Raw genomic sequence first — 15203 nt, 5'->3', positions numbered from 1 at the left:
AAGTCGAGGCCGCTTCGCCGTCATGTCCGCTCTCGTCCGTATCGGCACCCGCCGCTCGCGCCTGGCGCTGGCTCAGTCCGGCATGATGCAGCGCGCCATCGGCGCCGCGCTGGGCGTCGCCCCGGCCGATCTGGACGCCGCCGTGCCCCTGGTCGAGATGGTCACCACCGGCGACCGCATCCAGGACCGCCGCCTGCTCGAGGTCGGGGGCAAGGCGCTGTTCACCAAGGAGATCGAGGAAGCCCTGCTGGACGGCCGCGTCGACGTCGCCGTCCATTCCATGAAGGACGTGCCCGCCGACCAGCCCGAGGGTCTGTGCATCGCCGCCGTGCCCGAACGCGAGGACGCGCGCGACGCCTTCATCAGCGAGGCCTGGGCGACCTTCGACGATCTGCCGGCCGATGCGCGCCTGGGCACCGCCAGCCTGCGCCGCCAGGCCCAGGCCCTGGCCGCGCGCCCGGACCTGAAGATCGAAATGCTGCGCGGCAATGTCGACACGCGCCTGCGCCGCCTGGCCGACGGCGATTTCGACGCCATCCTGCTGGCCGTCTCGGGCCTGAACCGCCTGGGCCGGCCCGAGGTGATCGGCGAGCGTCTGTCGCTGGACCGGTTCCTGCCGGCCCCCGGCCAAGGCGCCCTGGCGCTGCAGACCCGCGCCGAGGACCTGAACGCCGCCTGGGTTGACGCCCTGAACCACGCCGAGACCGCCCTGTGCATCGCCGCCGAGCGCGGGGCCATGCGCGCGCTCGAAGGGTCGTGCCGCACCGCCGTCGGCGCCCACGCCGCCATCACGGACGGCCGGCTGCGCCTGACCACGGAAATGCTCAGCCCCGACGGCTCGGCCCGCTGGCGCCGGTCCGGCGAGATCCAGGCCGAGGCAGGCGAGGACGCCGCGCGCGAACTGGGCGAACACCTGGGCGCACAGGTGCACGACGCCGCCGGCGACCAGAGGATCGCGCTCTGACGCCGATCCGCCGCGTCTGGATCACGCGCGCCTCGCCCGGCGCCGAGCGGACCGCCGACCGCCTGACCGTCCTGGGCTTCCAGCCTGTCGTCGCGCCCCTTCTGGCCATCGAGCCGATTCCTCAGCCCGCGCCCGATCTGGACGGGGTGCGGACCCTGGTCTTCACCAGCCGGAACGGCGTCGCCGCCTTCGCCGCCCTCAGCGACCGTCGCGACCGCCCTGTCCTGACCGTCGGCGACGCCACCGCGGACGCCGCGCGCCAAGCGGGCTTTCAGGACGTGACCTCGGCGTCGGGCGCGCTGGACGACCTCGCCGCCCTCATCCGCAGAACGCCGAACGCTGGCCCCGTCCTGGCCTGCCTGGCCGAGACGCCTGCGGGCGACCTGGCCGCCCGCGTCGGGGGCGGCGTCGAGATCCGCACGCTGCCCGTCTATCGCGCCGTCGCCACGCCGGCCGCCCCGCCGCAGGCCTTCGACGCCGTGTTGATCCATTCGCCCCGCGCGGCGCTGGAACTGGCCCGTCGTTTGGCTCCCGACGCTGCCCGCTCGCGCCTCGCCATCACCATCTCGCCCGCCGCCGCGGCCCCGCTCGCGGCCATGCCGTTCGCCGCCGTGCGCGTCGCCGCCCACCCCCACGAGTCCGCCCTCATCTCGGCGCTTGGCAATCCCGGCGCGCGCGTATAAAGAGCCCACCTTCGCTCGGCCCTGCGCCGACGACCGGAGCCGCTTTAGCTCAGCTGGTAGAGCATCGCATTCGTAATGCGGGGGTCAGGTGTTCGAGTCACCTAAGCGGCACCATTCGCTTTTCGCTCCGCTCCCGCTTGTCCCGCCTATGTCGGACGGCAGACAGACTGTGCGGGGGCTTGGCGTTATGAATGGTCGATCATGGACAGACGTCAGGCGTTCGTGACCGGAAGAGAGCGGCGGATCGCGTCGCATGCTCCCGCCGTCGAGCTGAAGGATCGGGCCGTGACCTATTTCTGTTTTGTCGAGTGCGAGATACTGAGCGTGCCGCACATGGAGCCGCTCGCCGCTGAAGACGTCGGAACCGCTCTGGAGGAGGCTCGGCGGCTGATGAAGCGGCATTCCAGCGCCATCGCCGCCCACGTCTTCCAGGGCGAGGCGCGGGTCGGAACCGTTGTCCGCGAACGGTCCGCCTAAAGAGCCGCAGGCGGCCTTCTTGACCCTGCGGGACGAAATCGATCCTCGTGCGTTCAACCCTGGAACCCGACAGAGGCGCGGCCATGACTCCGGACGACACGAGCAAGGATCACGGCCGCAAGGCCAATGGGGCAGGGCCCGGCGGCAAGCCGGACGCCCAGACGCCCGAGGCGGACGTCCGCAAGACGGGGCGAGAATCCACGCGTCGCGCGGGTCCGGACGGCGCTGACGCCCGCGACGTGGGCGACACCTTCAAGACCTGATCGACCGTGCACGGCAATTAATTACTCGATGCGCTCGCGGCGGACGATGCGGCGGCCCTCGAACCGCTGCTCAAGCCCGTAAGGCTGGAGGCGGGGCAGGTGCTGATCGAACAGGACAGCGCGGTCGACGCCGTCCATTTTCCGGTCGATGCGCTTCTGGCCAACGTCGTGCGCCTGGACGGCGGGGCCAGCGTCGAGACCGCCATCGTCGGGCGCGAAGGTGTATCTGGACTGGCGCCGGTCATGTCGTCCACGCATTGTTCGTGGGAGGTCGTGACCCGGCGCGCCGGATCGGCCTTCAGCCTGCCCGCAGCTGTGCTGCGGATGAGGTTCGGACAAAGCCGCGAGCTTCGCGAGCGGCTGCTGATCCTGACGTCGCACTATCAGAGCCAAGCGGCCCAGACCGCCGCGTGCAACAGCGTGCACCGTGTGTCTCAGCGACTGGCGCGGTGGCTGCTGACCGCCGCCGAACTGAGTGGCGACGAGCGCGTCGACCTGACTCAAGAAGAGCTCAGCGCTCTGCTGGGGGCACAGCGGACCACCGTCACCGAGGCGGCCCGGGGGCTCAAGACCGCCGGCGCCCTGATCTACAGCCGGGGCGTCGTCCGGATCAGCGACCGCGAGCGATTGGAGCGCGCCGCCTGCGGCTGTTTCGCGGCCGAGCGCGACCGCATGCGGCGGCTGAAGCTGACGACTTGAAGGGACTCAGCGAGGCGCGCATTCACAGGCCAGGCGGGCCAGCGTCTCGCGGTTCAGAACCCTGACGCGGCCTCGGGAATAGGACACGGCCCCAGCGGCCTGGAGGCTTTGGGCGGCGGCGTTGATGGTCGATCGCTGGGCGCCCAGCAAGCCGGCGAAGTCTTCCTGTTTCAGCGGAAGGATGTCGCCCTCGATCCGTCTGTGGCAACGCAGCAACCAGGTCGCCAGACGTCGAGGCGCGGCGTGCACGGCGTTGCAGGCCACGGCCTTGTGCAGATCGGACTGCAAGGTCGCGCCATACGTCAAAATCAGTTCGGTCAGGGCTGAGCCGACGCTCGTCAGGGCCTTTAAGCGAGCCTGCTCGACACGAAGGGCGCGACCCGAGGTCTGGGCCGTCACGCGGACGGGGGACGGCCGCCCGGCCGCCGGCGCCGCCAGATTTATCGCCCCCTCGGGACCGAACACCATCACGCCGACCATCCGTCCGTCGCTCAGGACCACATGGGCCGTCGCCAGACCGGCTTCGATGAACCAGACATGGGGCGGCGCATGGCCCGCTTCGGCGAAGACGTGGCCAGGTTCGAAGTCCACGACGACGGCGATGGACTTGATCTGCAGTCGTTCGGGTTCCGGCAGATCAGCCAACAGGCGGTTGGATATGGTGACGCTTTGCATGTCCGCGCCCTACGCCCTGCGTTGCGGGGCGTCGGTCCGAAAGCCGACTTTGCCGTCTTGATCTCTATCGCCCAGGCTGGTCCATTCGGTCGCATTGATCCAGCGGCCGACGTGTTCAATCGTCGTCGGTCGCCGAGCCGGAGCCCCTGCCTTCATGTCCGATATTCAGCCCGCCACGCCGGACGGCGCGCCGCCGCCCGCGCCGAAGCGCAACGCCTTCACGCGCTTTCTCGATACGGTGGAGTGGTTGGGCAATCTGCTGCCGCACCCGGTGACCCTGTTCGCCATCCTGGCGCTGGGCATGGTGGTGCTGTCCGGCATCTTCGGCTGGATGGGCGTGGCGGTCGAGGATCCGCGCCCGGTCGGGGCGGCGGGTCGATCGGACGACGGCATGATCCGCGCCGTCAGCCTGCTGAGCGCGGACGGCATCCGCCGCATCTTCTCCAGCCTGGTGACCAACTTCACCAGCTTTGCGCCCCTGGGCGTGGTGCTGACCGCCATGCTGGGCATCGGCGTGGCCGAGAAGTCGGGCGTGCTGTCGGCGGCGGTGCGCGGCATCGTGCTGGGCGCATCCAAGAATGTGGTGACGGTGGCGATCGTCTTCGCCGGCGTCATGTCCAACACCGCGTCCGAGCTGGGCTACGTCATCCTGATCCCGCTGGCCGGGGCGGTCTATTATTCGCTGGGCCGGCATCCGCTGGCGGGCATGGCGGCGGCCTTCGCCGGGGTGTCGGGGGGCTATTCGGCCAATCTGCTGATCGGCACCATCGACCCGCTCTTGGCCGGCATCACCGAAGAGGCGGCGCGGCTGATCGATCCGACCTATGCGGTTACGGCGACGGCCAACTACTACTTCATGGCGGCATCGACCTTCCTGGTGACCATCGTCGGCTCGCTGGTCAGCATCTTCATCGTCGAGCCCAAGCTGGGCGCCTATGATTCCTCGCGCGCCGACCCGGAAGTGCTCAAGGGCGGGGCCGCCGAGCCGCTGACGCCCATCGAGAAGAAGGGTCTGGGCTGGGCCGGTCTGGCCGTGCTGGCGGTTCTGGCCCTGATGGCTCTGACGCTCGTTCCCGAATGGGGCGTGCTGCGCAATCCTGAGACCGGAGACCAGTTGCGGTCGCCCTTCTTCTCGGGCTTCGCGGTGTGGATACTGATCTTCTTTTTGGCCATCGGCGTCGCCTATGGGCGGGCTGTAGGCACGGTGAAGAACGACCGCGACGTCATCGACGGCATGGCGATGGCGATGTCCACGCTGGGCCTTTACATGGTCATCGTCTTCTTCGCGGCCCAGTTCGTCGCCTTCTTCAACTGGTCGAACCTGGGCGCCATCACGGCGGTGAACGGCGCGCAGGTGCTTCAGGACCTGGGCCTCACCGGACCCGCCCTGTTCATCGGCTTCATCCTGATGTGCTGCATCGTCAATCTGATGCTGGGCTCGGCCTCGGCGCAGTGGGCGATGACGGCACCGATCTTCGTGCCGATGCTGATGCTGATCGGCTATTCACCCGAGGTCATCCAGGCGGCCTATCGGATCGGGGATTCCACCACCAACATCATCACCCCGATGATGAGCTACTTCGGCCTGATCCTGGCCTGGGCGGTGCGCTTCGACAAAAAGGTCGGCATCGGCACCATGATCGCGATGATGCTGCCCTATTCGATCTTCTTCACCATCACCTGGATGGCGCTGTTCTTCCTTTGGGTGTTCGGCCTGGGCCTGCCGGTCGGGCCCGGATCGCCGACCTTCTACAGCGTGGGCTAGTCGGCGCGGCGCCGGGTTCAGCCCCCCGGCGCGACCATCTGCATGCCCAGCCATTCGGCGATCAGGGCCGGCTTGTCCGCGCCCTCGATCTCGACGGTCAGCTCGTGCTTGAGCAGCCACCGTCCGCCGCCCTTGTCCTCGGCCGCCAGCAGTTTGAAGCGGCCGCGGATGCGCGACCCGGCGGGCACGGGGGCCAGGAAGCGCAGCTTGTCGAAGCCGTAGTTGACGCCCATCACCACGCCGTCCAGCGGCTTGACCGCATCATAGCTCATGGCCGAGGCCAGGCTGAGGGTCAGGAAGCCGTGGGCGATGGTTCCGCCGAAGGGCGTGGCCTTGGCGGCCTCGGGATCGACATGGATGAACTGCTCGTCCTCGGTGATCCTGGCGAAGGCGTCGATGCGGTCCTGGTCGACGGTGATCCAGCGGCTGAGGCCGACCTCCTGGCCGATCAGGTCTTGCAGCTCGGAAGGCTTGGTCATGGTCGTCTCCGTCAGGTCGCGGGGGTGAAGCGATCTTCGATGATGGCGGAAAACAAGCCTGGGTCCACATTCCCGCCCGACAGAACGATGGCGCTGGTGCGGCCGCGCGCCTCGACCTTGCCGGTCAGCAGCGCCGCCAGCGACACCGCGCCGCCCGGTTCGACCACCAGTTTGAGAGTGCGATAGGCGTAGCGCACGGCCTCGGCCACCTCGGCGTCGGTGACGGTTTCGACCCCGGACAGACGCTGGTTGATCGGGAAGGTCAGCTCGCCCGGACGGTCCGTCATCAGGGCGTCGCAGATGGTGGGATGCGCCACCGGCGCATGGGTCAGCCGCTCGCCGGCCTGGAGCGACAGCAGGGTGTCGTTGTAGGCCGCCGGCTCCACCCCGACGACGCGGGTGTCGGGCGACAGAGCCGCCATCGATAGATTGATCCCGGCGATCAGACCCCCGCCCGAGGCGCCGCACAGCAGCTGGTCGATCTCGACCTTTCTAGCGCGCGCGTCCTCGACGATCTCCAGCCCCGTCGTGCCCTGGCCTTCGATGACGAACGGGTCGTCGAACGGGCGGACAAGGACCGAACCGCGCGTGGACGCGATCTCCTCGCCGATCGCCTCGCGGCTTTCGCTGTAGCGGTCATAGCTGCGCACTTCGCCGCCGAAGGCCAGGACGCCCTCGACCTTCACGCGCGGACTGTCGGCCGGCATGACGATGACGGCGCTGGTCCCGACCATGCGGGCGGCGGCGGCCACGGCCTGGGCGTGATTGCCCGAGGAATAGGCCACTACGCCGCGCGCCCTTTCCTCGTCGGTCAGGCGGCTGATGCGGTTGTAGGCTCCGCGAAACTTGAAGGCGCCGGCGACCTGCATGGTCTCGGCCTTCATCAGCACCCGCCCGCCCAGCCGCTCGTTGAGGGCCGGATGTTCGAGCAGCGGGGTGCGGACGGCGGCGGGGGCGATCTGGCGGGCGGCGTCCAGGACGCCGTCGAAGGAGGCGGTGTGCAGGGTCATGAGGGCGTGTCTAGCGTGGCGAAGCGGCGAGTGGCGAGTGATGAGTGACGAGGACGTCGCCGCGGGTTGCTCGGACTTCGGCTTGTCTCGCCACTCGCCACTCGCCACTAATCACTCATGTCCAACCTCATCCTCGCCATCGATCAGGGCACGACCTCGACGCGGGCCATCGCCTTCGAGGTCTCGCCCGACGGCGCATTTGCGCCCGTCGCCGTCAGCCAGATCGAACTGCAGCAGCACTTCCCCCGCTCGGGATGGGTCGAGCATGACGCGGCCGAGATCTGGACCGCGACGCTTCAGACCTGTCGCGAGGCGATCCGCAAGGCCGGCGGCGTCGGCCGTTTCGCCGCCATCGGCATCACCAATCAGCGCGAGACCTCGGTCGTGTGGGACGCGGCCACGGGCGAGCCTCTGCACCGCGCCGTGGTCTGGCAGGACCGGCGCACCGCCGACGTCACCGCCCGCCTGGCCGCCGAGGGGCACGAGGCGGAGGTCCAGACGGCGACCGGCCTGATCCTGGATCCCTATTTCTCGGCGTCCAAGTTCGCCTGGCTGCTGGACGCCGTGCCCGGCGGCCGCGAGCGGGCCGAGCGGGGCGAGGTGCGGCTGGGCACCATCGAGAGCTGGCTGATCTTCAAGCTGACCGGCGGCGACAGCCATGTGTCCGACGCCACAAACGCCAGCCGCACCAGCCTGATGGACCTGCGCAGCCGTCAGTGGCGGCCGGACCTGTGCGAGCTGTTCGGCGTGCCGATGAAGGCCCTGCCCGAGATTCGCGACTGCGACTCCCGGCTGGGCGAGACTGACGCCAGCCTGTTCGGCCGAGCCCTGCCAATCCATGGCGCGGCGGGGGATCAGCAGGCGGCCCTGGTGGGGCACGGCGCGCTGCAACCCGGCGAGGCCAAGATCACATACGGCACGGGCGCCTTCCTGGTCGCCAATGTCGGGGCCGAGCCAGTGGCCTCGACCAGCCGGCTGCTGGGGACGCTGGCCTATGCGGCCGAGGGGCGGGTCGCCTATGCGCTGGAAGGGTCGATCTTCTCGGCCGGCTCGGCGATCCAGTGGCTGCGCGACGGGCTGAAGGTCATCTCCGAAAGCCGTCAGTCCGAGGCGATGGCGCAGTCGCTGGCGGAAAATGGCGGCGTCTACCTCGTGCCGGGGTTCACCGGCCTGGGCGCGCCCTGGTGGGAACCGGAGGCGCGCGGAACCGTCATCGGCCTGACCCGCGATGCCGGCCCGGCGCATATGGTCCGCGCCGCGCTGGAGAGCCTGGCCTACCAGACGCGCGACCTGCTGGACGCCCTGGCCCGCGACGGCGCCCCGCGGCTGGAGACGTTGCGCGTGGACGGCGGGGTCACGGCCAACGCCTTCGCCATGCAGTTCGTGGCCGACATCTGCGAGGTGACGGTCGAGCGCCCGGCTTTCCAGGAGATGACGGCGCTGGGCGCGGCGCGCCTAGCCGCCTTCGGCTGCGGTTTGACTGACCGGCTGGCGACCCCGCCGTCCGAAGCGCCGGCGATCTGGCGACCGAAAATGGATGACGAACAGCGCCAGGCTCTGCTGAAAGGCTGGCGCCGCGCCGTGCGGGCCGCCATCATCGCGGCCGGAGGAAATCCTGAATGACCGACGCCATCAGCGACCCCCAGGCCGCCTTCGCCGGCACGCGCGAGGTCGATCCCCGCTATCGCCTGGACGAGGCCGCGCTGGACGCCTGGATGGCGGCCCATGTCGACGGGTATGCCGGTCCCCTGACGATCCGCCAGTTCAAGGGCGGCCAGTCCAATCCGACCTATGAGCTGACCACGCCCGGCCACGCCTATGTGCTGCGCAGGAAGCCGCCGGGGACCCTGCTGCCCAGCGCGCACGCGGTGGACCGCGAGTTCAAGGTGATCTCCGCCCTGTCGGCCCAAGGGTTCCCGGTCGCGCGCCCGCACGCCCTGTGTACGGACGAGAGCGTGGTCGGGTCGATGTTCTACGTCATGGACAAGGTCGAAGGCCGGGTCTTCTGGGACCTGAAGCTGCCTGGCCTGGCCCCGACCGAGCGTCGCGCCATCTACGAGGCCCAGACCGACACCCTGGCGCGGCTGCACGCCTTCGACCCTCAGGCCATCGGGCTGGCGGACTATGGCCCCCCCGGCAACTATTTCGCACGCCAGGTCGGGCGATGGACCAAGCAGTATCGCGCGTCGGAGATTGATCCGATCCTGTCCATGGACCGGCTGATCGAATTCCTGCCCGACACCCTGCCGCCCGAGGGACCGACGCGGGTGGTGCACGGCGACTTCCGCCTGGACAACATGATCATCGCGCCGGACCGGGCGCAGGTCCGCGCGGTCCTGGACTGGGAACTGTCGACCCTGGGCGATCCGATGGCCGACCTTTCGTATCTGCTGATCGCCTGGGCCATTCCCGCCAGCCTGCGCAACGGCTTGGCGGGGGCGGACCTGAAGGCGCTGGGCATCCCCTCGCTAGACGAGACGGTCGCCCGCTACGCAGCAGCCTCGGGCCTGCCGGCGCCGGCCAATGTCGACTGGCTCCTGGCCTACAATCTGTTCCGCCTGGCGGCCATCTGTCAGGGCATCGCCGGGCGGGTGCGTGACGGCACCGCCGCCAGCAGCCACGCCCAGGCCATGGCGGCCCAGGTGAAGCCGCTGTCCGACGCCGCCCTTTCGTTTGCGATCAAGGCGGGCGCATGATCCGTCGTCTCGCTATCGCCGTTGCGCTGGCCGCAGTCGTCGGTTCCTGCGCCACGCCGGCGCCCATGGCGACGCCCGACGGCTGGACCGGAGCCCAGGCTTCGACCCGGCCGGTCTCGCTCGGCCTGCCGGGCGGCGCGGTGCTGGCGCCGGGCGTGCGTTTCGCAGGCGGGGTTCACGTCTCGACGCCGGCGGGCTCGCCCTTGGCCAGCCTGTCGGACCTGAAGCTGACGGGCGACGGCGGCTTCGTGACGGTTTCCGATGTGGGCGACCTCGTTCGAGGACGGCTGGTGCTGAGCCCTGGCGGGCGCCTCGTGGGTCTGTCGGACTGGTCGTGGCGGCGGCTGACCCTGACCGACGGTCAGCCGATCAGCGAGAAGGCCGACGGCGACGCCGAGGGGCTGGCTTTCGGACCCGACGGCGGCTTGCTGGTCAGTTTCGAGAAGAACCACCGCATCTGGGACTACGGTTCTCTTGACGCGCTGCGCGAGCGGCCCGTGCCGGTGCGGATGCCTGAGGCGCCTTTCGCCGAGAACGACGGGATGGAGGGGCTGGCTGCGGCGCCCGACTTCGATGGCGGCGGATGGCGCGTTGCAGGCGAGAGCGGCGGCGTCTGGGACTGTTCGCCCCGGCGTTGCGAAACCATTCAGCCGATGCCGCCGACGCCGCTGAAGGACAGCGACTACCGGATCACGGGCATGGACCGGGATCCCTCCGGCGACGGCTGGTTCGTGGTTCAGCGCTCCTATGTTCCGCCTCTGGACGCCAGGGTCCGCATCCGCCGCATGGCGCCGGACGGCGCGCTGGGGCCGATTCTGGTCGAACTGAAACTCCCGGGCACCGCTGACAATTTCGAGGGGATCGCGGCGGAGACGCGTGACGGGGCGACGCGGCTGTACATTCTGTCGGACGACAACTTCAATCCGCTGCAGCGCACCCTCATGCTGGCCTTCGACGTCGATTGACAGTGCGGGAGCGGCGCCCAAGGTCGGTTCGGGGAGGCCGCCTGAAATGAAGATTCGTCAGATCACCATCATTTTGGCGTTGCTGGCGCTTGCCTTGGCCGCAGGGGCGGCCGTCTACACGCGCGACTGGATGCCGCTCATCATGGCTGCGCCGGTGGCTGTCATCGTGCTGATCAACAGCGTCGGCCGAAAGCCTAGACCCGCTCCGAAATCTTGATGGCCGTGCGGCAGCCGGCCTTGATCACGGCCGACAGCAGCCGATAGGCCGGCGCCTCGCGGCTCCCGCGTGCGATGGCGTGATCGTGGTGCGCCATTTCGTCCTGGCGGAATTGCTCCAGTTCCGCCGCGAGCGCCGGGTCGCGGTCCTTCAACTCCTCGACCTGATCGGCGTAGTGCTGGCCTATGACCGCCTCGACCGCCTCGGTGCAAGCGTGCGCTGCCTTCTCGCCCATCAGGGCGGTGCCGGCGCCCAGCGCCGTGGCCGCCAGCTTCCACACCGGCGTCATCGCCGTGGGCCGCACGCGGCGTTCGTTCAGCAGAGCCTCGAAGCGGTCCAGGTGAACCTGCTCGTGGCCCTCCATCTCGGTCAGATCGCTCGAGACCGCCTCGCGGCCTCTGCGCCCTTCGAATACGGCGCGCTGGGCGCGATAGATGTGGACGGCGGCGAACTCCCCGGCGTGATCCACCCGAAGGATCTCGGCCATGCGGGCCCTGGAGGCGCCGATGCCGGGGCGGGGCAGGGGAATGCGGCGAGCGTCGCTCATGAAGGCCTCCGGGCGTCCTTGGGCCGTTTGGCGGCCATCAGGCTGAACGCAGCCAGGGCGAAGGAGATCAACACATTCCACCCCGCCATGCTGACGCCCAGCCAGCTCCAGGCCACGGCGTCGCAGCGCGGAATCGCCGGTGCCGGGCCGGTCCCCAGCGCGAGCGCCTGCATGTCGTCCAGGCCCACCGGCCCGCCCGCAGCGGCGCAGGCGGCGGGCAGGTCCCACCAGCCGTACTCCCCGCCCGCGTGGAAGCCCGCGGTGATGGCCCCCGTGGCGAAGACGGCCGCCAGCAGGAAGGCGGCGATGCGCGGCGTGCCCCGGCTGGCGCGGCTGAACACGGCCCAGAAGGTCGCGGCGCCGGCGATGGCGGCGGCCGCCCAGAAGACCTCGCGCTGCTTGAGGCACAGATTGCAGGGGGCCAGGCCGGCGAACCGCTCGAACGCGTGCGCTGCGCCCAGCATGGCCAGCGAGGCGGCGAGCGCGAACGCGGTCCACCAGCGCGTCACAAGGCGATAAGTCCCTCTCATGCCGGCATCCTAGCTGCGCCCGAACGCTCCGTCGATCAGATGAAACGCACCGCCACGATGGCGCCGACCAGAACCACCACGAACAGGATGGTCCAGAAGGCCAGACGCTTCTCGATCACCTCCAGCATGGCCGGCCCGAAGGTCTTCAACACGAACGCCACCAGGAAGAAGCGCGCCCCCCGTGTGATGACCGACAGCACGATGAACAGCGGCAGGCTGAAGCTGAAGATGCCCGCGGCGATGGTGATCAGCTTGTAGGGAATGGGCGTCAGGCCCTTGATCAGGATCACCCAGGCGCCGTGCTCCTGAAACAGCGCCTTGGAGGTTTCGAAGGTGTCCGCCTTGCCCATCAGGGCCAGCAGCGACATGCCGACAGGCTCCAGGAAATGGCCGATGGCGTAACCCAGCAGGCCGCCCAGCACCGAGGCTATGGTGCAGACGGTGGCGTAGAAATAGGCGCGGTCCGGCCGCGCCAGCACCATGGGCGCCAGCATCACGTCGGGCGGGATCGGAAAGAAGCTGCTCTCGGCGAAGGAGATGGCGGCCAAAGACTTGGTGGCGTGGCGGTGACGGGCCAGGGAGAAGACCCAGTCGTACATCTTGCGAAGCATGCGGCGTTCCCGACGTTTGGCCGGGGGTCTAGCAGGCCTGGACCAACCGCGCATCCACGACCTGTCCCCTGCGACGCCACGCAGCCGTGAATGCGTTCCGCTTGGCTTGGCGGGCCTCGGACACTAGGTTCCGCCCCAACCGGCGGCTCGGACCGCCCCATGCATTTCAGGAGACGCCCCATGCACGACGCGCCCCAATCGGAAGCCTCCGCCCGCCTGGACCAGGAAAACCCTCTGGGCGTGGACGGCTTCGAGTTCGTCGAATTCACCGGCCCCGATCCGCAATCCATGAAGGACCGGCTGGAGCTGATGGGCTTCACCCACACCCACACCCGCCCCGACGGCGGCGTGATCCGCCTGAAGCAGGGCGACATCTCCTTCCTGCTGCACATGACCCCCCAGGGCCAGGCCGAGGAGTTCGCCCGCGAGCACGGGCCGTCGGCCAACGGCATGGCTTTCCGCGTCTCCAATGCGAAGGCCGCCTATGAGGGCGCGGTCTCGCGCGGCGCCCATCCGGCCGAGGGGTCGCAAGGCGGCGCGCTGGGGGAGGGCGCCTATACGCTGAAGGGCATCGGCGGCTCGCTGCTGTACCTGATCGACGACTACGGCTCGAAGGGCTCGCTGTATTCCGGCTGGACCGAGGTTGAGGGCTGGCAGGACAAGGAGGCCGAAAACAGCGTCGGCCTGCACACACTGGACCACCTGACCCACAATGTGCGGCGCGGCCAGATGCGGACCTGGTCCGGCTTCTACGGCGACGTCTTCGCCTTCGAGGAGCAGAAGTATTTCGACATCAAGGGCAAGGCGACGGGCCTGTTCTCCCAGGCGATGATCGCGCCCGACCGCGCCATCCGCATTCCGCTGAACGAGAGCCAGGACGAGAACAGCCAGATCGAGGAGTTCCTGCGCCGCTACAACGGCGAGGGCATCCAGCACATCGCCCTGGCCACCGACAACATCTTCGAGACCGTCGAGGAGATGAAGCGTCGCGGCATCCCGTTTCAGGACACCATCGAGACCTATTTCGAACTCATCGACAAACGCCTGCCCAACCACGGCGAGGACGTGGAGCGGATGCGCAAGAACCGCATCCTGATCGACGGTTCCGACGCGGACGGCCTGCTGCTGCAGATCTTCACCCAGGACACCTTCGGCCCGATCTTCTTCGAGATCATCCAGCGCAAGGGCAACCAGGCGTTCGGCGAGGGCAACTTCCAGGCCCTGTTCGACTCCATCGAGCTGGACCAGATCCGCCGGGGCGTCATCAAGGTCGACGCCTGATTCATGCGCAAGCCACCGGCTTGGCTGCCCTTCCTCGGCCCGCCGCTCGCCGGCGTGGCCGCAGCGATCGGCGGCCGCTACATCGAAGGCTTTCTGCCCCTGATCGGCCTGGCGGTGGTGGTGGGCTTCTTGCCCATCATCGCCTACCACCTTTGGAAGCGGGCGCATCATCGGTCCTGAGCGCGGGCGTTCGCCCCGTTTCCGCGGCGGCTGAAGGGTTTTTGGCGGCTTCGACCTGACACGCTCCTGTATCAGGTTAGGATGGGCGAAATCGGGGAGGCTGCCGTGAAGATTTTCGCACCATTCACACTATTCACACTGTGTTTTTTCGGCGCCGGCGCACACGCTCAAGAGGCTCCGTCGTGGGCTCTGGCCATCCATGGCGGCGCGGGCGTCATCGAGCGCGCGAACCTCAGCCCTGAGCAGGACGCGGCCTATCGCGCCGCCCTTCAGCAAGCACTCGAAGCCGGGTCGGCGGTGCTGCGCTCTGGCGGGGCGGCGCTGGATGCGGTGCAGGCGGCCATCGAGATCATGGAGGACGACCCGTTGTTCAACGCGGGGCGCGGGGCCGTCTTCACCGCCGAGGGCAAGACCGAGCTGGACGCCGCTGTCATGAACGGCGCCGACCTGACCGCCGGCGCCGCGGCCGGCCTGACCCGCACGCGCCATCCGATCGCGGCGGCCCGCGCCATCATGGAGCGGTCGCCTCACGTCATGCTGATCGGCGAAGGCGCCGACGCCTTCGCCGCCTCGGTCGGGTTGGAGCAGGTCGATCCGGCCTTCTTCTTCACCGAGCGCCGCTGGCAGGGGCTGGAGCGTCAACTGCGCGAGCGCGGCGATCCGGTTCCGGCCCGGCCGCAGAATGCGCCGGCGCCCGGTCAGGGTCTGGCGAACCTGGCGCAGCCGCCGCTGAACGAGCGCAAGTTCGGCACCGTCGGCGCCGTGGCGCTGGACCAGTCGGGCGATCTGGCCGCCGGCACCTCGACCGGCGGCATGTCTGGCAAGCGCTGGGGCCGGGTCGGCGACGTGCCGGTGATCGGCGCGGGCACCTACGCCTCCAACACGGACGGCTGCGCGGTTTCGGCGACGGGAGACGGCGAGTACTACATCCGCGCCACCGTGGCGCGCGACATCTGCGCCCGCATGGGCTCCGGAGCATCGGGCCAGGCCGCAGGCCAGGCCGAGGTCGACGAGGCCCTGGCGCTGGGGGGCTCGGGCGGGGTCATCGTCATGAGCCGCGACGGCCAGCCCGCCTACGCCATGACTACATCTGGCATGTATCGTGGGGCGGCGTCATCGTCCGAGCCCGCGCGGGTCGCCATCTACGCCGACGAGGATTGA

At 69.2% G+C, this 15203-nt stretch carries 19 protein-coding genes and 1 tRNA gene; 14 read left to right on the top strand and 6 right to left on the bottom strand.

The annotated features are described in order from the left end of the window. The first annotated feature begins 22 nt into the window (after positions 1–22). From hemC to E4M01_RS01195, 6 genes are all read left to right on the top strand, one after another. Positions 23–964: a hydroxymethylbilane synthase gene (gene hemC, locus E4M01_RS01220; RefSeq protein ID WP_135066942.1), complete on the top strand. Its 942-nt coding sequence runs from the start codon at positions 23–25 to the stop codon at positions 962–964. Beyond that, complete coding sequence (locus E4M01_RS01215) at positions 847–1647, top strand: uroporphyrinogen-III synthase (protein ID WP_245158337.1); 801 nt, start codon at positions 847–849, stop codon at positions 1645–1647. Before hemC ends, E4M01_RS01215 begins: the two co-directional genes overlap by 118 nt. A gap of 38 nt (positions 1648–1685) precedes the next feature. Then, a tRNA-Thr gene (locus tag E4M01_RS01210) sits at positions 1686–1761 on the top strand. An 87-nt stretch (positions 1762–1848) separates the two neighbouring features. Continuing rightward, on the top strand, positions 1849–2124 hold the full coding sequence (locus E4M01_RS01205; protein WP_135066939.1) for a hypothetical protein: 276 nt from the start codon (positions 1849–1851) through the stop codon (positions 2122–2124). A gap of 83 nt (positions 2125–2207) precedes the next feature. Continuing rightward, on the top strand, positions 2208–2387 hold the full coding sequence (locus tag E4M01_RS01200; protein WP_135066936.1) for a hypothetical protein: 180 nt from the start codon (positions 2208–2210) through the stop codon (positions 2385–2387). A gap of 99 nt (positions 2388–2486) precedes the next feature. After that, complete coding sequence (locus E4M01_RS01195) at positions 2487–3086, top strand: Crp/Fnr family transcriptional regulator (RefSeq protein WP_135066933.1); 600 nt, start codon at positions 2487–2489, stop codon at positions 3084–3086. Between the two features lie 6 nt (positions 3087–3092). Here E4M01_RS01195 and E4M01_RS01190 read toward each other — a convergent pair whose 3' ends face one another. Further along, entirely contained in the window at positions 3093–3761 is a 669-nt protein-coding gene (locus E4M01_RS01190; protein WP_135066930.1) for a Crp/Fnr family transcriptional regulator, read from the bottom strand. Positions 3762–3915: 154 nt separating this feature from the next. Between E4M01_RS01190 and E4M01_RS01185 the strand changes: the two genes are divergently transcribed. Continuing rightward, positions 3916–5526, top strand: coding sequence for an AbgT family transporter (locus tag E4M01_RS01185; RefSeq protein WP_135066927.1), 1611 nt, complete (start codon positions 3916–3918; stop codon positions 5524–5526). A 17-nt stretch (positions 5527–5543) separates the two neighbouring features. Here the strand turns inward: E4M01_RS01185 and E4M01_RS01180 are convergent, their stop codons facing one another. Together E4M01_RS01180 and E4M01_RS01175 are read right to left on the bottom strand one after the other, a co-directional pair. Further along, positions 5544–6005, bottom strand: coding sequence for a MaoC family dehydratase (locus E4M01_RS01180; protein ID WP_135066924.1), 462 nt, complete (start codon positions 6003–6005; stop codon positions 5544–5546). An 11-nt stretch (positions 6006–6016) separates the two neighbouring features. Next, complete coding sequence (locus E4M01_RS01175) at positions 6017–7015, bottom strand: threonine/serine dehydratase (protein ID WP_135066921.1); 999 nt, start codon at positions 7013–7015, stop codon at positions 6017–6019. A 117-nt stretch (positions 7016–7132) separates the two neighbouring features. Between E4M01_RS01175 and glpK the strand changes: the two genes are divergently transcribed. Genes glpK through E4M01_RS14210 form a run of 4 tightly spaced genes read left to right on the top strand, consistent with a single transcriptional unit; the run spans position 7133 to position 10893 of the window. Beyond that, positions 7133–8638, top strand: coding sequence for a glycerol kinase GlpK (glpK, locus tag E4M01_RS01170; protein ID WP_135066918.1), 1506 nt, complete (start codon positions 7133–7135; stop codon positions 8636–8638). Beyond that, positions 8635–9711 (top strand): phosphotransferase family protein, encoded by a 1077-nt coding sequence (locus E4M01_RS01165; protein ID WP_135066915.1) that lies wholly within the window; start codon positions 8635–8637, stop codon positions 9709–9711. The genes glpK and E4M01_RS01165 overlap by 4 nt, the downstream gene beginning before the upstream one ends. Continuing rightward, positions 9708–10676, top strand: coding sequence for an esterase-like activity of phytase family protein (locus tag E4M01_RS01160; RefSeq protein ID WP_135066913.1), 969 nt, complete (start codon positions 9708–9710; stop codon positions 10674–10676). The genes E4M01_RS01165 and E4M01_RS01160 overlap by 4 nt, the downstream gene beginning before the upstream one ends. A gap of 46 nt (positions 10677–10722) precedes the next feature. Next, on the top strand, positions 10723–10893 hold the full coding sequence (locus E4M01_RS14210; RefSeq protein ID WP_167765475.1) for a hypothetical protein: 171 nt from the start codon (positions 10723–10725) through the stop codon (positions 10891–10893). Here the strand turns inward: E4M01_RS14210 and E4M01_RS01155 are convergent. The 3 genes from E4M01_RS01155 to E4M01_RS01145 are packed head-to-tail and all read right to left on the bottom strand — an operon-like array spanning position 10871 to position 12581. Beyond that, positions 10871–11440 carry a demethoxyubiquinone hydroxylase family protein gene (locus E4M01_RS01155; RefSeq protein ID WP_135066910.1) on the bottom strand — a complete coding sequence of 190 codons (570 nt, stop codon included), beginning with the start codon at positions 11438–11440 and terminating at the stop codon, positions 10871–10873. The genes E4M01_RS14210 and E4M01_RS01155 overlap by 23 nt on opposite strands. Beyond that, positions 11437–11970 carry a disulfide bond formation protein B gene (locus tag E4M01_RS01150; RefSeq protein WP_135066907.1) on the bottom strand — a complete coding sequence of 178 codons (534 nt, stop codon included), beginning with the start codon at positions 11968–11970 and terminating at the stop codon, positions 11437–11439. Before E4M01_RS01150 ends, E4M01_RS01155 begins: the two co-directional genes overlap by 4 nt. A 35-nt stretch (positions 11971–12005) precedes the next feature. Then, positions 12006–12581 (bottom strand): YqaA family protein, encoded by a 576-nt coding sequence (locus tag E4M01_RS01145; RefSeq protein ID WP_135066904.1) that lies wholly within the window; start codon positions 12579–12581, stop codon positions 12006–12008. Positions 12582–12761: 180 nt separating this feature from the next. On the opposite strand from E4M01_RS01145, the gene hppD reads away from it, so the two are divergent. The 3 genes from hppD to E4M01_RS01135 all read left to right on the top strand — a co-directional run bounded on the left by hppD (position 12762) and on the right by E4M01_RS01135 (position 15203). Beyond that, entirely contained in the window at positions 12762–13862 is a 1101-nt protein-coding gene (gene hppD, locus E4M01_RS01140) for a 4-hydroxyphenylpyruvate dioxygenase (protein ID WP_135066901.1), read from the top strand. Between the two features lie 3 nt (positions 13863–13865). Beyond that, positions 13866–14042: a hypothetical protein gene (locus E4M01_RS14205; RefSeq protein WP_167765473.1), complete on the top strand. Its 177-nt coding sequence runs from the start codon at positions 13866–13868 to the stop codon at positions 14040–14042. Positions 14043–14147: 105 nt separating this feature from the next. After that, positions 14148–15203, top strand: a complete 1056-nt coding sequence (locus tag E4M01_RS01135) for an isoaspartyl peptidase/L-asparaginase family protein (protein WP_245158335.1) — start codon at positions 14148–14150, stop codon at positions 15201–15203.

The sequence above is a fragment of the Brevundimonas sp. MF30-B genome (genome assembly GCF_004683885.1).
GTDB lineage: Bacteria > Pseudomonadota > Alphaproteobacteria > Caulobacterales > Caulobacteraceae > Brevundimonas.
This window is presented reverse-complemented; position numbering and strand designations above follow the sequence as displayed.